Genomic DNA, 16,663 nt, shown 5'->3' on the forward strand with positions numbered 1-16,663 from the left:
CTCCCTCCGCTCCCCCTGGACGGGGACGACGGGGTCAGAGCGCGGGCGGCACGTCGCGGCGGGCGACCCACCAGGTCACCATCCCGGCCCCGGTGAGCAGCGGGACGAGCACGAGCACCGCGGGACCCGCGAACACCGCGACCACACCCAGGGTGATCGCCGCGATCCCGGCGCCGAGGCCGCTGGCCACGGCCAGCACCGTGGCCCGCTCGCCGATCGGCTCCCCGGCCACCCAGGACAGGGTGCGGGCCACCCCTGCGACCACCACCGCCAGCACGATCCCCGCGACCACCGCGGCCAGTGGCAGCGCGGCACCCGCCGCGAGCGCGACCGGGATCGCGAGCGCGGTGAGAACGGCAAACAGCAGGGCGCGCAGGGACCGCCGCAGCGGCGGGACGGGGGGTGTCACGTCTCCCCATTGTGCAGGGGTTGACCTGGGGTTTCGATGTAACCTGCGCGACCCTCAGTAGAGTCGGGCCGCGTAGCCGGCGCCGTAGTACTCCTCGATCTTCTCCAGCGGCTCGTCGGGGCGGGCGAGCCGCTTGGCGAGCTGCGCGGTGGAGGGCAGCGCGTCCGGCGCGGGCCAGCTCTCCGTCGCCCACAGCTCGGAGCGCAGGAACGCCTTGGGGCAGTGGAAGTAGATCTGCTCGATCGCGACCTCGCAGGCGAGCAGCGGCCGTCGGCCCTTCACGGCGAGCTCGTCGAAGTAGGGCGCGTCGCGGACGAGGCGGGCCCGGCCGTTGATGCGCAACGTGTCGTTGCGCCCCGGCACCAGCAGGATGACGCCGACGTGCGGGTTCTCCAGGACGTTGCGCCAGCCGTCGACACGACCGTTGCCGGGACGCTCGGGGATCGCGACCGTGCGGTCGTCGACGACGTGCACGAACCCGGCCGGGTCGCCCTTCGGCGAGACGTCGCAGGTGCCGTCCCGGCCCGACGTCGCCAGCAGCAGGAACCGGGACGCCGCCAGCCAGGCGCGGTGCACGTCCACGAGGTGGTCGCGTTCCTTCGCCAGGGCGGGTGCGATCGGCTGCCCGGTGATCTGCTGCAGCTCGGCGAGGGTGCGGATCTCGGTTCCGTGCGCGTCGGACGTCATGGGTCGACGGTAGGCGCGGACGGGCGCGGGGCCGAGAGAATTCCCGGTCACGGGCGTGGGGACGACCGGCATCACCTGCTAGCCCAGGACGGGCGTCATGCCCGGCTCCCGCCCGGTGGCGGCCAGCGCGAGCGCCGTGTCGTCCTCCCACCCCGCGACGGCGGCGTCCCCGGCCAGGCGCAGCACCGTCTCCCGCACCACCGCGAGCCCGGACGCCGGCGGCGTGGGCGCGTCCGGCAGCACGACGGTCATGTCGAGGTGGTGCACCACGACCTCCACCACCCAGGTCGCGACGAAGTCGCCGACGTCGAGGACGACCCCCTGGAACTCCAGCCGGTAGGGCCGCTCGAGGTCGGCGACGAGCCGGCGCAGCCCGCGCACGGTCGTCGCGACGTGGGCGACCTGACCGGTCGGGCGGGCGTAGGCCGCGGCGACGGCGCGGGCGAAGCGCTCGTGCGCCCAGCCCGGCTGCTCGGACCCGGGCGGCGGTGCGGTCCAGTAGGTCGCGAGGTCGGCGTCGGCGGGACGGTCGGTGCGGGCGGGGAACCCGGCGAGCATCTCGACCAGGCCCAGGTGCAGGTGCGCGAGGACGTCGGCGGCGAGCCAGCCGTGACAGCGGCTGCGAGCGTGCAGGTCGGTGTCGTCGACGTGGTCGAGCAGCGCGGACAGCCCGTCGAGCGTGTCGAGGAACGCGGGCCGCGCCACGTCGAGCGGATAGGCCGTCACAGCAGATCGGCCCCGGACCGCGAGGCCGGCTGCTCCCCGGCCGCGGCCATCTCCTCGGCCACCCGCATCAGCTCGGTGTTGACCGGGGTCGCGATCCGGTGCGCCGCGCCCAGGGCCACGATCTCGCCGTTGAGGTACCGGGCCTCGATGGAACCGGAACCGCGCCGGAGGCTCTGCCACGACGACGAGCCCCGCCGCGTCGCACCCGCGACCGGCCGCTCGGTGATGATGCCCTCCCGGCGGACGCGGTCGTCGTCGCCGGTCCTGGCGGTGATCCCGGCCGCGGCGAGCACGGCGTGGCCCTCCGCGGTCGCGGCCTCGACGAGGCGGGGGGCGTCCGGGTCGTCGAGCCCGCAGATCGCGTCGACCGCGTTGGCCAGGTTCGTGAGCAGCTTGCCGTACTTCGCGGCCATCACGTCCGGGTCGGCGCGGGAGGAGAACCCGGCCGCGGTGAGGTCGGCGACGATCGCTTCGGTGGTGGCGTCGACCCCGGAGGGGAACCGGCCGACGTCGAGCACACCCGGGACCGGCGACGACGACGCGACGACGACACCCGGTTCGTAGTGCTCGGCGGGCAGGATCACCAGCATCGCCTGCACCCGGTCGGTGCGACGCGCGGCGAGGCGCTCGTTGGCGACGCCGTTCTGCGCGCACGCCACGGTGATCCCGGGGGCCGCCTTGAGCAGCGCGGCCAGCGGCGGCGGGGTGTCCTGCGACTTGACGGCGAGGATCGCGACGTCGTCGGGGGTGGGGCGGGCCTCGGCGACCGTGCTCACGGCCTCCACCGGATGGGTGGTCGACCCGTCCGGGGTGTCCAGGCGCAGCCCGTGCTCGCGGATCGCGTCGAGGTGCGCGCCCCGGGCGACGGCGACGACCTCCCGCCCCGCCGCGTGCAGCCGCGCCGCGATCGTCCCGCCGACCGCCCCTGCCCCGATCACCACGTAACGCACGACGACGATCCTGACTCAACCGTCGTGCCGGCGCACCACCGACGGCGGGGCAGTGGGTGCCCGCCGTCGTGGAGGAATCAGACCAGGTGGGTGGCGAGGAACCGGTCGACGGCGGCGCGGCCGTCGGCGACGTGCGGCTCGACCTTCCACTGCTCCACCAGCTCCGCGCCCGGTGCGAGCTCGGCGAGCCGGCGCGACACCGGCTCCGGGTGGAAGGCGTCGGTCCCCATGAGCACCAGCCACGGCGTCGTGACGTGGGCGAGCGCCTCGTCGGGAACGGAGTACAGCATCCCGCCGCCGCCCCACATGTTCGTGCGGAACGCGGCCCAGTCGTCGTCGGGGACCCCGGGGTGGTCGGCCTCGATCCCGGCGCGCCAGCTCTCGAAGCTCTTCTCGAACAGGTGCTGGTTGTCGGCACGGCCGATGGGCTGCAGCGCGACCGCGGCCCGGATCCGCTGCGGCTCGGTGACCAGCAGGTTCGCGATGTAGGCGCCGCCGATGCACATGCCGAGCACCGCGCACTCGGAGACGCCGAGGTGGTCCAGCAGGGCCAGCTGGTCGGCGGTGTAGGTGTCCCAGCCGTCGTCGCCGTGGATGTCGGCGACCGAGGACCCGGCGTTGCGCTGGTCCATCGCGATGACGCGGTACCGCTGGGCGAGGTGGGTGACCGGGTTCCAGGGAGCGTTGTCCCAGGCCGCGATCGTCGAGTTCATGCCGCCCGGGGCGAGCAGCAGGACCGGGAAGCCCGTGCCGTGCTCCTCGTAGTGCAGTGTCACGCCGGGGCGCTCGAAGGAGGGCATGAGCCGAAACTAGGCCACCCGCGGAGGAGTCCGCTTCTCCGGACGGCGTCGCGCCAGGATCGAGGTGCCGTAGACGACGAGCGCCAGCCCGAGCAGCAGCAGCCACCACAGACCGGGGCGGACGGTGTCGTCGAGCAGCGTGATGCCGACCAGACCGGGCACGACGACCTGGGTGACCATGTAGAGCGCGGTCACCGTGGAGACGTCGCCGAGCTGCAGCGCGCGGGCGTAGTTGTACAGGCCGGTCAGCGCCATGCCGACCAGGATGTAGACCAGCGGCTCGCGCAGCAGACCGGCCAGGTCGACCCCCTCGGACACGTGCATCGCGCGGATGCAGACCGAGCCGCCGCCCAGCCCGAGCCCGGCGAGCACCGCCGACGGCCACGGCTTGGTCGAGTTGGTGACCGCCAGCGTCGCCCCCATGAACACCACGAGCGCCGCGATCAGGACGGCCACGGTCGTGCCGTGGCCGGTCAGTGCCTGCTTGCGCTCGGTCCCCGCGCTGCCGGCGACGAACGCGAGCCCGAGGATGCTGGCGCCGATCGCCAGCCGGTGCACCGGCCGCAGCCACTCGCCGCGGAAGTAGCGGGCGTACAGGGCCGTCATCGCGATGGCCCCGGCGAGCGTGGCCTGCACCGCGAAGATGGGGATGTACTGCAGCGCCACGACCATGCAGAGCCAGGTCACGAGGTCCATCCCGATCCCGCCGACGAACCGGGGCCGGGCCAGGACCGCGCTGGTGCGCCCGCCCTGGTTGGCCGCGTCGGCCTGGAGGATGGCGGCGACGGTGCTGCAGAGCATCGCGAGCACCGCGAAGAACATCCCGATCAGCACGGGCGGGCCCGGGTCAGGTCACGGGCGGCACGCGGGAAGATCGGCACCGGCCGATTGTGACGTACTGCTACCGGGTGCCGGCCGGGCGGGCGTCCGACGGGGCGGGCCGCTGCTCGGGCAGCGCCGCGGGCATCTCGAAGAAGCCGCTCATCAGCCCGCGGCCGGGCTGCTCGTCACGCGTGTCGGCGGCGGCCTGCCAGGGAGACGTGCCTGCCTGGACGGCCCGGCGCTGCGCCAGCACGGCCCGCGGGCGCTCGGTGAGGACCAGGACGCCGACCATCAGGGCCACCCCCACCAGCAGCGGCCCGCCGACCACCAGGATCGGCCAGCCCACCACGACATAGGCGAGCACCAACGCACCCGCTGCCATGCCGATGACCGCCCCCGCCAACCGCGTCACCACGCGCCCCTCTCACCCGTGCCCCCGAACCGTGACGACCACGGTTTTACCACGTCGGAGGGGGTGGAGACGGGCGGCGCGACGCGGTCGCGCTCACACCTTCGGGCGCGGCCGTATCGCATTCCCGCATGGGGCCGAGCCGGCGTGGGGGCTCCCGTGTCCACGCCGGCCCGGCGGTCCGAATCATCCCGCCCCGGGGTCCGGGCGGGACGGGGTGGGGGTCACTCCGCGCTGTCGTCGCAGCGCACAGCGTGATCGGTGATCGATTTCCTTGTCCCCCAGGATGATCACGCGGCTGCCGGAGCGACGCTCGACGACGGCGCGGGAGCCGTCGTGGTCGGGCCCGGGGCCGGGGTGGTCGGGGCGGTGGCGGGCGGGGTGGTGACCGGCGGGGTGGCCGGATCGGACGTGCCCTCCGCCGGCGTGTTCGGGCTCGTGCTGGTCGCCGGCGGCGACGTGGCCGGCGGGGGCGACACCACTGGGGCGGACGGCACGGCCGGAGCCGGAGCAGCCGGGGCAGGCGCGGCCGGAGCCGGGGCGCCGGGCGCGGCCGGCGCAGCGGCACCCGCGGCGGGGCGGGCCGCGACGCCCCCGGTGGCCGCGCCACCCGAGGCGCCGGCGCGCGTCCCACCCACGGGGGCGCCCGCGACCGGGCCGGACGCGGCGCCGGGCGCCGGGGCGGCCCCCGGAGCGACCGGAGCCGGTGCGACGGCCGGTGAGCTCAGCACGGGGGCCGCGCTCAGCTCACCGATCCCCGGGCTCGTCGTGGGCCAGAACAGCAGCGCACCCGCGATGGCGGCGGCACCGGCGAGGCCACCGGCACCGACCATCAGGCGCTGCCGGGTGACCACGCCGCGGCGGGCCGCGCCGGCGGGGGCGTCCCGGGTGACCAGGGTGTCCGGCGCGGGACGCTCCGGGCGGGCGATGGCCGGGGCGGTCACCCGTCCGGCCCCGAGGACCGACGGCCGTGCGGGGGCGGGGGGCTGGGCCGTACGGGTGCGGGGGACCGCGGTCAGCGGGCCGGTCGGCGGCTCCGGGTCGAGCAGGGCGACGGCCGTGCGGTCCGCGGCGGGCGCCTCGGTCCGTGCGGTCCGCTCCCGCTCACCGCGGGTCGGCCACGCCGGGGTGGTCCGGTCGGTGCGGTCGGTGCTGCCGGCGCGATCGACGGTGTCCGGCCCGGGCCGGTCCCAGGGGCTGCGCCCGGCCGGGTCGACGGGCTCGCGGGGAGTGGGGACACCGGCCAGCGGCACCATCCGCACACCGGGCCAAGAGGTCCCGGCGCCCGGCGCGACGGCCAGCGCGGCGCCCCGGGCGGCGTCGGCCACCGGGTCCGCGACGACGGCGACCGGGCGGCCCAGTGCCGCCGAGACCGCCTGCACCACGACCGGCATCCGTGCGGCGCCGCCGGCGAGCAGCACCTCGGCGTCCGGGGCGGCGGCCACGACGTCCTGCACCAGGTCGGTGACCGGCTCGAGCAGCGGGCGGGTGAGCTCGTCGAGGTCGGAGCGGTGGATGCGGACCGCGGTTCGCAGGCCGGGCAGCTCCACCGGGACGGTCGCGACCGTGTCCCGGGACAGCAGCTGCTTGGCGGCGCGGCACTCGTCGCGCAGGGAGGTCAGAGCGGCCACGGTCCGCGGGTCGTCGGGGTCGAGCGCGTCGAACGCGGCGGCCGTGGCCGGGGAGGAGGACTGGACGAAGGCGAACACCGCGTCGTCGACGTCGGCGCCACCGGTCCGGCAGGTCAGCGTGCGGCCGACGGCGTCGGGCAGCACCCCGGGTGCGGCCGCGGCCAGCACGGTCGCGGTGGTCCCGTTGCCCCCCAGGTCGACGACGGCGAGCGGCCCCCCGGCCGGCACGACGGTGCGGTGGGCGAGCGCGACGGCCTGCGGCGCGGTCACCAGCGAGACGGTCAGCCCGCGGCGGCGCAGGGCGGCGGCCAGCAGGTCCCGCTTGTGCCGGCCCCAGCCCACCGGGCAGGTGACGCCGATCCGGGACGGCGGGCCACCGTGCCGGGTGGACACCTCGTCGACCAGGACGCGCACCAGCCGGGCGCACAGGTCCTCGGCCGCGTAGGCGAAGCCGCCCAGCGACAGCGGTGTCGGGTCCCCGACCCGGTCGAGGAAGCCGCGTGCGACACGGTCCGGCTCGGCCGGGGCCCGGCGACGGGCGGGCTCACCACAGAGCAGGTCGCCCCCGGGCGTCGCGACGAGCACCGCGGGGAGCACGTCGCTCCCGTCGCGGCCGCCCAGCCGGACGGACTCCGCGGCACCACCCGTGCGCAGCACGGCCGCGGTCACCGAGGTGGCCCCCAGATCGATCCCGAGCAGGTACGACACCACTGCTCCCCCCTCGTCGAACCGGCACGCCGGCGTGGTCCTCTCCCCGACCCATCGGCGGGGGCCGCTCCGGCGTTAGCCGGTGCCGCGCAGCGGAACGAAGTGGGGGACCGATCCCCTAACGGCCCCCCGACGGACCCGGAGCGATCCCCGATGGCCGGGCGGCCCGGCACCCCTAGCTTTCGTCGTCAACACCGGTCGTCGCCGACGGACCGGTCACCCCCCCGAGCGACTCCGGAGGCCGACATGGCTGCACACGACATCTCGCTGATCGACTTCATCAAGCTCCTGCTCGGCAGCGGCTCCGAGAGCATCCAGGTCCGCGACTGGTTCAACGACAACCCGAACGCGGTCCTGCAGCACTACGGCCTCGCCGACCTGTCCCCGGAGGACGTCCGCGACGCGCTGGTCATCGCGCAGGACAACGACACCGTGTCCTTCGACCGCCACTACGACACCGGCTTCAACTGGGGCGGCGACAAGGGCGGCTGGAGCGAGGGCAAGGGCGACCACGGCCACAAGGCCGCCGCCTCCCACGAGAACGTGCACGTCAAGGACGTCTGGCACACCGAGAACATCGACGACCGCGACACCATCGTCGACAACTCCGTGAACCAGCACATCAACACCCACGGCGGCGACTTCGACCAGGACATCGACATCCGGTCGACCACCGCCTCCGGTGACGGCGCGGTGGCCGCCGGCGGTGACATCGACGGCTCCACCATCACGACCGGCAACGGCAACGTCGTGGGCGACGGCAACAACGTGGTCAAGGGCGACGGCAACACCTCCGCCTTCGGTTCCGGCTCGGCCACCAAGACCGGCGACATCTCCGCCGACAAGGGCGGCGCGGTCTCCATCGGCGGCAACGCGACCGGCTCGCACGACGCGACCGACTCGTTCAACAAGACCTGGACCGAGACCCACGAGAACACCGAGATCCACGACTCCGGGAACCTCGACGCCAGCACCGAGACCCACACGTCGATCGACGACCACAGCCACACCGACATCGCGTCGCACAACGGCATCGACCTCGCCGTCGGCTGACCCACCGCACCGCCCGGTGACCGGGCCGGGACGCCCCCGACCCCGGCCCGGTCACCACCTCCCTCACCACCCGAACCCTCCGCCGAGCGCGCGAGCCCGGCGGCACCCGCAGAGGAGATCGCCATGTCCGTCGAGAAGTCGCTGATCCAGTTCATCCTGGACCTGCTGAAGGACCCCAAGGCCCTGGCCGAGTTCAAGGAGGACCCGCACGGTGTCCTCGCCCAGTGCGGCCTCTCCGAGGTCTCCGCCGACGACGTCCGCGACGCGCTGGTCCTGGCCCAGGACAACGACGACGTGTCCTTCGACCGCGACTACAACACCGGCGGCGGCCACGGCGGCCACCACCACACCCCGCCCCCGCCGCCCGTGCACCACGGCGAGGACCCGGTCAAGTACATCGACAAGTACGTGACCAACAACCACTACACCTACAACGTCGACGACCGCGACACCATCGTCGACAACTCGGTGAACCAGAACATCGACACCGGCGGCGGCGACTTCAAGCAGTCGATCGACACCAAGTCGGTCGTCGCGTCCGGCGACGGCTCGGTGGCCGCCGGCGACGACATCCGCGACTCGACCGTCACCACCGGCCACGACAACATCGTGGGCGACGACAACAACGTGGTGAAGGGCGACGACAACACCTCCGCCTTCGGTTCCGGCTCGGCCACCAAGACCGGCGACATCTCCGCCGACCACGGTGGCGCCGCGGCCGTCGGTGGCACCGCCACGGGCTCGAACGACGCGACCGACTCGTTCAACAAGACCCACACCGAGACGCACACCTCGACCGACATCGACGACTCGTTCAACACCGACGCGAGCCAGCACACCGACACCGATGTGGACAACCACAGCCACACCGACGTGCTGTCGCACAACGACGTCTCCACCGACGTCCACGTGGGCCTCTGACCCACCGCTGACCCACCGCACTGCTCCGGGCGGAGGAGCAGGTTCGACCGCCCGGACCGACGGCCCCGGCCACCCACCCCGTGGGTGACCGGGGCCGTCACCGTTCGTGTATCCATGACGAGGACGTGACGGATGCCGCCGGGCACCGTCCGCGACGTATCTGGGGGGAGCGGTCGTGGCAGTGCCGGAGGCGGTCGCGCTCGTCGACCTCGCCCTCAAGGCGGTCACTGCCTAGGACCGCCCCGACCTGGCGCCGCGGCTGCGGCAGACGAAGGCGCGGCTGACCGACCCGGTCGTGCGGGTGCTGGTCGTCGGCGAGTTCAAGCAGGGCAAGAGCCAGCTGGTGAACGCGCTGGTCAACGCCACCGTGTGCCCCGTCGACGACGACATCGCCACCGCCGTGCCGACGCTCGTGCGCTTCGGCGAGGAGACGTCGGTGACCCTCGTGCGCGAGGCCCCCGGGCCCGACGGCGTGGCGACCGAGAAGGCCGAGCGGACCGTCGTCGGGCTCGACCAGCTCGCCGAGCACGTCTCCGAGGCCGGCAACCCCGGCAACCGGGCCCGGCTCACCCGCGCCGAGGTCACGCTGCCCCGCAAGCTCCTGCAGAGCGGGCTGGCCCTGGTCGACACCCCCGGCGTCGGCGGGCTCGGGTCCGCGCACGGCGCCGCGACGATGTCGGCGCTGCCCACCGCGGACGCGGTGCTGCTGGTCTCCGACGCCAGCCAGGAGTACACCGCCCCCGAGCTGGAGTTCCTGCAGGCCGCGCGCAAGCTGTGCCCGAACGTCGCCTGCATCGTCACCAAGACCGACCTGTACCCGCACTGGCGGCGGATCGTCGAGCTCGACGAGCGTCACCTGCGCACCGCCCGGATCGATGCCGAGCTGCTGCCGGTCTCCTCCGCGCTGCGGCTGCACGCGGCCCGCACCCAGGACCTCGACCTCATCGCCGAGTCCGGCTTCCAGGCGCTCACCAGCTTCCTGCTGCGCAAGGTCGTCGGTGCCGCGGACGACCTGGACCGCCGCTCCACCAGCCAGGACGTCCTCGTCACCTGCCAGGCCCTGGAAGCCACGATGCGGGCCGAGCTGATGTCGCAGAACGACCCGGAGAAGGCCGGTCAGCTCGCCCGCGAGCTGGAGGCCGCGCGGTCGCGCGTCGACGGGCTGCGCCAGCGCTCCGCGCGCTGGCAGACCACGCTGACCGACGGCGTCGCCGACCTCATCGCCGACATCGAGTACGACCTGCGCGACCGGCTGCGCGCGGTCTCCCGCGACGCCGAGCAGCTCCTGGAGGACGCCGACCCGGCCGACATCTGGGACCAGTTCGCCGAGTGGTTCCACAAGCAGGTGGCCCACGCCGTCGCACAGAACTTCGTGTGGACGACCGAGCGGGCACGCTGGCTGGCCGAGCAGGTGGCCGAGCACTTCGCCGAGGCCGTCGACGTGACCCTGCCCGAGCTGCGGGTCGCGGGCGGCTCGGTGGCCGGGCTCGTCGACCCGCTGGAGATGCCCGCGGACGAGAAGTTCGGCATCGGGCAGAAGCTGTTCGTCGGCGCCCGCGGCGGTTACGGCGGCATGCTGATGTTCGGTCTCGCCTCCACCTTCGCCGGGATCGCCCTGCTCAACCCGCTCTCGGTCGGTGCGGGTCTGCTGTTCGGCGCCAAGACCGTGCGCGACGAGAAGAAGCGCTTGAAGCAGCGCCGCCAGGCCGAGTCGAAGAACGCCGTGCGCCGGCACATCGACGAGGTCACCTTCCAGGTCGGCAAGGACTCCCGGGACAACCTGCGCCGCATCCAGCGCGACCTGCGCGACCACTTCACCACCGTCGCCGACGAGCTGTCCGAGGCGCTGAAGGAGTCGGTCGCGGCCGCGCAGACCGCCCTGAAGGACGACGCCGAGCGTCAGCAGCGCGTCGCGGACCTGGAGGCCGAGCTGGAGCGGGTGACCGGCCTCGCCGAGCGGGCCAGGGCGCTGGCCGCGGCCGTGGGCTCCGGTGGTCCGGCGTGAGCGCGCTGACCGAGCAGACCCGCGCGCTGCTGCGCCGGACCCTGGACGCCTACGGCGACTCCCCGCAGGCCGCGGGCTGGCTGCGCCACCACCTGGACCGGTTCGACGAGCCGCTGCGCGTCGCGATCGCCGGGAAGGTCAAGGCCGGCAAGTCCACCCTGCTCAACGCCCTGGTCGGCGAGCGGATCGCACCCACCGACGCGGGCGAGTGCACCCGCATCGTCACCTGGTACGCCGACGCCCCCGCCCCGGGCGTGCGGATGCACCTGCGCTCCGGCGCCGACCGTCCGCTCACCCTGGCCCGCCGCGACGGCGCACTGCAGATCGATCTGCAGGGCGCCCGGGTGGAGGACGTCGACCGGCTGCACGTCGACTGGCCGTCGCAGCACCTGCGCCGCACCAACCTGATCGACACCCCCGGCATCGGGTCGCTGACCGCCGACGCGGCCGGCCGGGCCGGGGAGTTCCTCACGCCGGAGGACACCCCGTCGCCCGCCGACGCCGTCGTCTACCTGATGCGTCACCTGCACGCCGGTGACGTGCGGTTCCTGGAGGCCTTCCACGACCGCGGCGTCGCCCGCGCGACCCCGGTGAACACCATCGCGGTGCTCTCGCGCGCCGACGAGATCGGCGTCGGCCGGCTCGACGCGCTGATCTCGGCGCGCCGGATCGCGCGGCGCTACCGCGGCGACGACAAGCTGCGGGGGCTGTGCCAGACCGTCGTCGCCGTCGCCGGGCTGCTCGCCGAGACCGCCCGCACCATGCGGCAGGACGAGTACGTCGCGCTCACCGAGCTCGCCGCGCTCCCGCGTGGCGACGTGGAGGCGCTGCTGCTGTCGGCCGACCGGTTCGGACGCACCGACCTCGACCGGCCCGACGCCGCCACTCGGATCGCGCTACTGGAGCGGTTCGGCCTGTTCGGCGTCCGGCTCGGGACCACGCTGATCCGCCAGGGCGTGAAGGACCCGACCGCGCTGGCCGACGACCTGGTACGCCGCTCCGGACTCGACGAGCTGCGCTCGGTGCTCGACACCCAGTTCTCCGAGCGCCGCGACCTGCTCAAGGCCCGCTCCGCGCTGCTCGCCGTCGACCTCGTGCTGACCCGTGAGCCCCGCCCGGCGACGGCCGCGCTGCGTGCCGAGGTGGAGCGGATCCTGGCCGGGGCGCACGAGTTCGTGGAGCTGCGGGCCCTGGCCGACCTGCGCGCCGGGAAGATCGTGTTCCCGCCGGAGGCGCTCGCCGACGCCGAACGGCTGCTCGGCGGCGAGGGCAGCTCGGCGTCGGCCCGGCTGGGGCTCGACGGCGCCGCGGGCCCGCGCGAGGTCCACGACGCCGCCTCCGAGGCGCTGCGCCGCTGGCGGCGACGGGCGGAGAGCCCGCTGACCGGGCGGGCCTCTGCGGAGGCCGCGCGGATCGTGGTGCGCTCCTGCGAGGGGCTGCTCGCCGAGGCGTCCCGCCCGCACGCACACCAGTAGGCAGCGGTCAGGGCGTCGCGTCCAGGGCGTGCAACGCCGCGACCAGCGGCGCCAGCTCGGGTCGCGTCGCCGCGTCGGCCAGTGCCCGTTCCAGCGCCCGGTCGTGGCCCGGGCGGGCGCTCTCCAGGAGCAGACGCCCCTGTTCGGTGAGCTCGGTGTAGATGCCGCGCCGGTCGGTGGGGCACAGGTACCGCTGCAGCAGCCCCCGGTCCTCCAGCCTGCCGACCAGCCGGGTCGTCGCCGACTGGCTCAGCGCCACCACCGACGACAGCTGGGCCATCCGCAGGTGGTACCCGTCCTGGCGGGCCAGCGCGTCGAGCACGGTGTACTCCACCACCGACAGCCCGTACGAGCGCTGCAGCGCCCGCTCCAGGTCGTCCTCCAGCCGGGCGTGCAGGGCGGCCAGGGTGCGCCACCCCCGCGCCCGCGTCTCGACCGCGTCGTCGTCGAGCGACATGGCGTGCCTCCCCTTCGGGTGTCGGTGCTACCTTGGCGGCGTCAGCAATAACCAGCGTGTGCAACTACCGGCGTACGCCGACTGTTGCACGTGCCGTCCCCACGATACGAGACGGCCGCCCCGACTCCTGGAGAGACAGCCATGCACCTCGACCTGACCGGCCGGACCGCCCTCGTGACGGGCTCCACCCAGGGCATCGGACTCGCCATCGCCGTCGGCCTGGCCCGCGCGGGCGCCCGGGTCGCGGTCAACGGCCGTACCGCGGACCGGGTCGACGCGGCCGTCGCCCGGGTCCGGGACGAGTCCGACGGAGAGGTCGTCGGTGTGGCGGCCGACGTCACCACCGACGACGGCACCGCGACCCTGGTGGCGGCGCTGCCCGACGTCGACGTCCTGGTCAACAACCTGGGCGTCTTCGGCGCCCAGGAGGCCCTCACCATCACCGACGACGACTGGCGTCGCTACTTCGAGGTCAACGTCCTGACCGCCGCCCGGCTGATCCGGACCTACCTGCCCGGCATGCGGGATCGCGGCTGGGGCCGCGTCCAGAACATCGCCAGCGACTCCGCGATCGTCATCCCGGCCGAGATGATCCACTACGGCGTGTCCAAGACGGCGCTGCTGGCGCTGTCCCGGGGGTTCGCCAAGGAGGCGGCCGGCAGTGGGGTCACCGTCAACTCGGTGATCGCCGGGCCGACGCACACCGCGGGCGTCGAGGACTTCGTGTACCAGCTGGTCGATCCGGCCCTGCCCTGGGACGAGGCCCAGCGCGAGTTCATGCGCACCCACCGGCCGCAGTCGCTGATCCAGCGGCTGATCGAGCCCGAGGAGATCGCCCACATGGTGACCTACCTGGCCTCCCCGCAGGCCTCGGCCACGACCGGGGCCGCGGTCCGGGTGGACGGCGGTTACGTCGACTCGATCCTGCCCTGACCGGGCGGGGTCAGCCGCGGTCGCCCAGGATCCGGCGGAGCTCGTCGAGCAGCTCGCTGCGGCTGCCCACCCCGAGGCGCTGGCGCATCCGGGCCACGTGGTGTTCGACGGTCTTCGCCGAGATGAACAGCGCCTCACCGATCTCACGCTGGGTGCGCCCTTGCACGACGAGCTCGGCGACCTCCAGCTCACGCTCGGACAGCAGTCCCGACGCGGCCGGCTCCGGGGCGGCCTCGACGGGCTCCGGAGCCGCGACGGTGGGCTCCTCGGCCACCGGGCGGGGCTCCTCCGCCGGCGGTGGGACGGTCCCCTGACGCAGGTCCGTGCCCGCGGCCTGCAGGGCCCGCGCGCAGGCCAGCAACGCCGACACCGCGCGCCGGTCCCCGGTCCGCAACGCCGCCTGCCCGGCGAGGCGGCCGCCGTCGAAGGACAGGCCGACGGCGTGCAGCCCGCGGGCGGCGGCCTCGACCTCGGCCGCGTCGACCCGGTCCTCCAGCACCCCCACCCAGTGCGGGGCCGCCGTCGCCATGGCGTGGGCGAAGCGGCTGCCGCAGGCCGCGCGCTGGAGCTCGTCGGAGCGGGCGCGGGCGGCCTCGACGTCGTCGGTGAGGACCGCGGCCTGCAGCCGTGCCCAGTGCAGCGGGGCGGCCCACAGCGCGGGCCGGCCGAGCCGGTCGAGCAGCGCGTCGGCCTCGGCGAGGTGCGGGGCCACCCAGCTCTCCTCCCGCAGCCGCGACGCCGCGGTCACCAGCTCCCCGAGCGGCTGCAGCACGTAGAGGTCGACCGGGTGGCGGACGATCGCCTGCCGGGCCCGCGTCCAGGACCGCATCAGGGCGCCGAGGTCGGACTGGCGGCGGGCGATCGCCACCTGTAGTGCCGCGGCGAGGAACTCGTCGCGCGGTTCGAGGGGGTCGTCGCCCTCGTCGACGGCGGCGAGCCGCTCCGACGCCGGGCCGGTCGCGCCGCGCAGCAGCGCGATCCAGCCGAGCAGCAGCCGGTGCCGGGCCCGGGCGGGTGCCCCGCCGAGCCCGGTCCGCAGGGCACGGTCCAGTACGGACGCGGCGACGTCGAACTCCCCGGTGTGCACGGCCACCAGCGCGGCCAGCGCGGCCGGGGTGTCGGGCAGCAGCGCGGCGCCGTGCGCGGCCTCCAGGAGCCCGGCGGCGCGGGCCAGGCCGGACAGTGCTGCCGTCGGGGAGCCCTCGACCGAGTCGAGCATGCCGCGGGCGGTCAGATCGTCGGCGCCGTCGACCAGGGTGGGCGCACGGCCGGCGACGAACCCGGAACCGCCGCCGTCGCCCCCGACGACGGCGCGGGCCTCCTCCAGTGCCCCGGTCCCGATCAGGACGGGCACGGCCGCAGCGGGCAGGTGCTCCCCGGACACCGCGGCGGTCCACCGGTACAGCTCGGCACTGCGCGCCAGCAGACCCCGCCGGGCGAGGACGGCGGCCGCGACCGACCCGGCCCGGACGGCGTCGGTGGCCTCGACGGCGTCGGTCGCCGACAGCACCGAGTCGGCGTGCCCGAGCGCACCGTCGAGGTCCCCCGCTACGAGGTGGGCCTGCGCGCGGTGCGCGGCGACGGTCAGCGGGGGTGTCCCCGCGGCGACGGCCTCGGCGTAGAACCGGACCGCGTCCGGGCTCTCCGCGCGGGCCGCCTCGGCCGCGGCGGCCCGGAACACCGTGGCGGCACGCTCCCCGGAGGCCCCGGACCCGCGCAGGGTGCGGGCGACGGCGAGCACGCTCCCGCCGCGGTCGAGCTCGATCTCGGCGGGGTGGCGGCGCAGCTCGGCCCGCCGGGCGGGCGCGACCCTGGCTCGGATCGACTCGGCGACCAGCGGGACGACCCGCCCGTCGGGGGTGCAGAGCCCCGCGGCGACGGCCCGTCCGGACAGCTCGTCGAGCTCGGCGATCTCGGCGCCGACGCCGATGCCGGCCGCGTCGGAGATCCCGAGCAGCGGGACGAGCACCTCGCCGTCGACGGGGGCACCGAGCGCGAGCGCGGTGACCAGCTCGACCACCCGTGGGTCCTCGGCGTCGACGGCGTAGCCGATCTGCTCGGCGAGCTGCGGCGGCACCGGCCCGCCGACCCGCCCGTGGGCGAGCAGCCGGTCGACCAGCATCGGGGCCCCGGCGGTGCGCTCGGCGACGACCCGGACGGCCTCGTCGGAGATCCGGACCCCGGCGACGCGGGCGGCCCGCGCGGCGATCCCGGCCGCATCCAGGGAGCCCAGGACCAGCGGCGGCGCGGCGGCGGCCAGCGTCGCGCCGAGCCGGGCCAGCGCACGGCTGCGCGGCCACGGTCGGAACGCGACGACCAGGCGGGCGTCCGGGCGGCCCGCGTACCCGCGCAGGTCGGCGAGCGCGTCGTCGCCGAGCTCGTGGGCGTCGTCGACGACCGTCACGTCCTGCTCGGCACCGGCCTCGGTCCACACCCGGACGAGCTCGCGCAGCAGGGTCGACTTGCCCGCACCGGCCGGACCGGTGACGGCCACCAGGCGCGGCGCGGCCGGGTCCTCGGCGACCTCCCGGACCAGCGCGATCGACGCGGGGGACCCGGCGAGCGGGCCGGTCGACGGCGCGGCAGGGGTGGGAGACGTCGTCGGTGCCGCCATCCTCGTCCGCCCTCCGGGTCACCCGATCGGGTCGCCCGATCGGGGACGACCGAGGCTATCGGG

General features: G+C 75.1%; 15 protein-coding genes. 5 read left to right on the forward strand and 10 right to left on the reverse strand.

The window, feature by feature from the left end; translation table 11 throughout:
• Nucleotides 1-34: 34 nt before the first annotated feature.
• The 8 genes from Ae717Ps2_RS26480 to Ae717Ps2_RS26515 form a co-directional block, all read right to left on the reverse strand.
• On the reverse strand, nt 35-409 hold the full coding sequence (locus Ae717Ps2_RS26480) for a hypothetical protein (protein WP_075334013.1): 375 nt from the start codon (nt 407-409) through the stop codon (nt 35-37).
• 54 nt (nt 410-463) lie between these two features.
• Nucleotides 464-1,096 carry a pyridoxamine 5'-phosphate oxidase family protein gene (locus tag Ae717Ps2_RS26485; RefSeq protein ID WP_075309397.1) on the reverse strand — a complete coding sequence of 211 codons (633 nt, stop codon included), beginning with the start codon at nt 1,094-1,096 and terminating at the stop codon, nt 464-466.
• Between the two features lie 78 nt (nt 1,097-1,174).
• A complete protein-coding gene (locus Ae717Ps2_RS26490; RefSeq protein WP_075309395.1) occupies nt 1,175-1,822 on the reverse strand; it encodes a maleylpyruvate isomerase N-terminal domain-containing protein in 648 nt (215 codons plus the stop codon).
• Complete coding sequence (locus Ae717Ps2_RS26495; protein ID WP_075309393.1) at nt 1,819-2,772, reverse strand: ketopantoate reductase family protein; 954 nt, start codon at nt 2,770-2,772, stop codon at nt 1,819-1,821. The genes Ae717Ps2_RS26490 and Ae717Ps2_RS26495 overlap by 4 nt, the downstream gene beginning before the upstream one ends.
• Before the next feature lie 77 nt (nt 2,773-2,849).
• Entirely contained in the window at nt 2,850-3,572 is a 723-nt protein-coding gene (locus Ae717Ps2_RS26500) for an alpha/beta fold hydrolase (RefSeq protein ID WP_075309391.1), read from the reverse strand.
• 9 nt (nt 3,573-3,581) lie between these two features.
• Nucleotides 3,582-4,406: a DMT family transporter gene (locus Ae717Ps2_RS26505; RefSeq protein WP_020623642.1), complete on the reverse strand. Its 825-nt coding sequence runs from the start codon at nt 4,404-4,406 to the stop codon at nt 3,582-3,584.
• A 67-nt stretch (nt 4,407-4,473) separates the two neighbouring features.
• Entirely contained in the window at nt 4,474-4,806 is a 333-nt protein-coding gene (locus tag Ae717Ps2_RS26510) for a hypothetical protein (RefSeq protein ID WP_139319220.1), read from the reverse strand.
• A gap of 287 nt (nt 4,807-5,093) precedes the next feature.
• Nucleotides 5,094-7,142 (reverse strand): Hsp70 family protein, encoded by a 2,049-nt coding sequence (locus Ae717Ps2_RS26515; protein ID WP_139318885.1) that lies wholly within the window; start codon nt 7,140-7,142, stop codon nt 5,094-5,096.
• A 246-nt stretch (nt 7,143-7,388) separates the two neighbouring features.
• Between Ae717Ps2_RS26515 and Ae717Ps2_RS26520 the strand changes: the two genes are divergently transcribed.
• The 4 genes from Ae717Ps2_RS26520 to Ae717Ps2_RS26535 all read left to right on the forward strand — a co-directional run bounded on the left by Ae717Ps2_RS26520 (nt 7,389) and on the right by Ae717Ps2_RS26535 (nt 12,596).
• On the forward strand, nt 7,389-8,195 hold the full coding sequence (locus Ae717Ps2_RS26520; RefSeq protein WP_075309387.1) for a hypothetical protein: 807 nt from the start codon (nt 7,389-7,391) through the stop codon (nt 8,193-8,195).
• Between the two features lie 123 nt (nt 8,196-8,318).
• Nucleotides 8,319-9,116 carry an IniB N-terminal domain-containing protein gene (locus Ae717Ps2_RS26525; RefSeq protein WP_075309385.1) on the forward strand — a complete coding sequence of 266 codons (798 nt, stop codon included), beginning with the start codon at nt 8,319-8,321 and terminating at the stop codon, nt 9,114-9,116.
• 295 nt (nt 9,117-9,411) lie between these two features.
• Nucleotides 9,412-11,121, forward strand: coding sequence for a dynamin family protein (locus tag Ae717Ps2_RS26530; RefSeq protein WP_233147686.1), 1,710 nt, complete (start codon nt 9,412-9,414; stop codon nt 11,119-11,121).
• Complete coding sequence (locus tag Ae717Ps2_RS26535; protein ID WP_075334014.1) at nt 11,118-12,596, forward strand: dynamin family protein; 1,479 nt, start codon at nt 11,118-11,120, stop codon at nt 12,594-12,596. The genes Ae717Ps2_RS26530 and Ae717Ps2_RS26535 overlap by 4 nt, the downstream gene beginning before the upstream one ends.
• 7 nt (nt 12,597-12,603) lie before the next feature.
• Here the strand turns inward: Ae717Ps2_RS26535 and Ae717Ps2_RS26540 are convergent, their stop codons facing one another.
• Nucleotides 12,604-13,053, reverse strand: a complete 450-nt coding sequence (locus Ae717Ps2_RS26540; protein WP_075309379.1) for a MarR family winged helix-turn-helix transcriptional regulator — start codon at nt 13,051-13,053, stop codon at nt 12,604-12,606.
• A 141-nt stretch (nt 13,054-13,194) separates the two neighbouring features.
• Here Ae717Ps2_RS26540 and Ae717Ps2_RS26545 point away from each other — a divergent pair, with 141 nt between their 5' ends.
• A complete protein-coding gene (locus Ae717Ps2_RS26545) occupies nt 13,195-13,986 on the forward strand; it encodes an SDR family NAD(P)-dependent oxidoreductase (RefSeq protein ID WP_075309377.1) in 792 nt (263 codons plus the stop codon).
• 10 nt (nt 13,987-13,996) lie between these two features.
• On the opposite strand, the gene Ae717Ps2_RS26550 is transcribed toward Ae717Ps2_RS26545, so the two are convergent.
• The gene (locus Ae717Ps2_RS26550; protein ID WP_083702505.1) at nt 13,997-16,600 is read right to left on the reverse strand and encodes a helix-turn-helix transcriptional regulator; all 2,604 of its coding nucleotides are present in this window, start codon (nt 16,598-16,600) and stop codon (nt 13,997-13,999) included.
• Nucleotides 16,601-16,663: the final 63 nt, after the last annotated feature.

The sequence above is a fragment of the Pseudonocardia sp. Ae717_Ps2 genome, from assembly GCF_001932475.1.
In the GTDB taxonomy this organism is placed as follows: Bacteria; Actinomycetota; Actinomycetes; order Mycobacteriales; family Pseudonocardiaceae; genus Pseudonocardia.

Bases quoted from the DNA above. Each gene is read 5' to 3' on its own strand.
- Ae717Ps2_RS26485 (WP_075309397.1), bottom strand. From the start codon at position 1,096: ATGACGTCCGACGCGCACGGAACCGAGATCCGCACCCTCGCCGAGCTG.
- Ae717Ps2_RS26525 (WP_075309385.1), top strand. From the start codon at position 8,319: ATGTCCGTCGAGAAGTCGCTGATCCAGTTCATCCTGGACCTGCTGAAG.
- Ae717Ps2_RS26550 (WP_083702505.1), bottom strand. From the start codon at position 16,600: ATGGCGGCACCGACGACGTCTCCCACCCCTGCCGCGCCGTCGACCGGC.
- Ae717Ps2_RS26500 (WP_075309391.1), bottom strand. From the start codon at position 3,572: ATGCCCTCCTTCGAGCGCCCCGGCGTGACACTGCACTACGAGGAGCAC.
- Ae717Ps2_RS26540 (WP_075309379.1), bottom strand. From the start codon at position 13,053: ATGTCGCTCGACGACGACGCGGTCGAGACGCGGGCGCGGGGGTGGCGC.
- Ae717Ps2_RS26520 (WP_075309387.1), top strand. From the start codon at position 7,389: ATGGCTGCACACGACATCTCGCTGATCGACTTCATCAAGCTCCTGCTC.
- Ae717Ps2_RS26545 (WP_075309377.1), top strand. From the start codon at position 13,195: ATGCACCTCGACCTGACCGGCCGGACCGCCCTCGTGACGGGCTCCACC.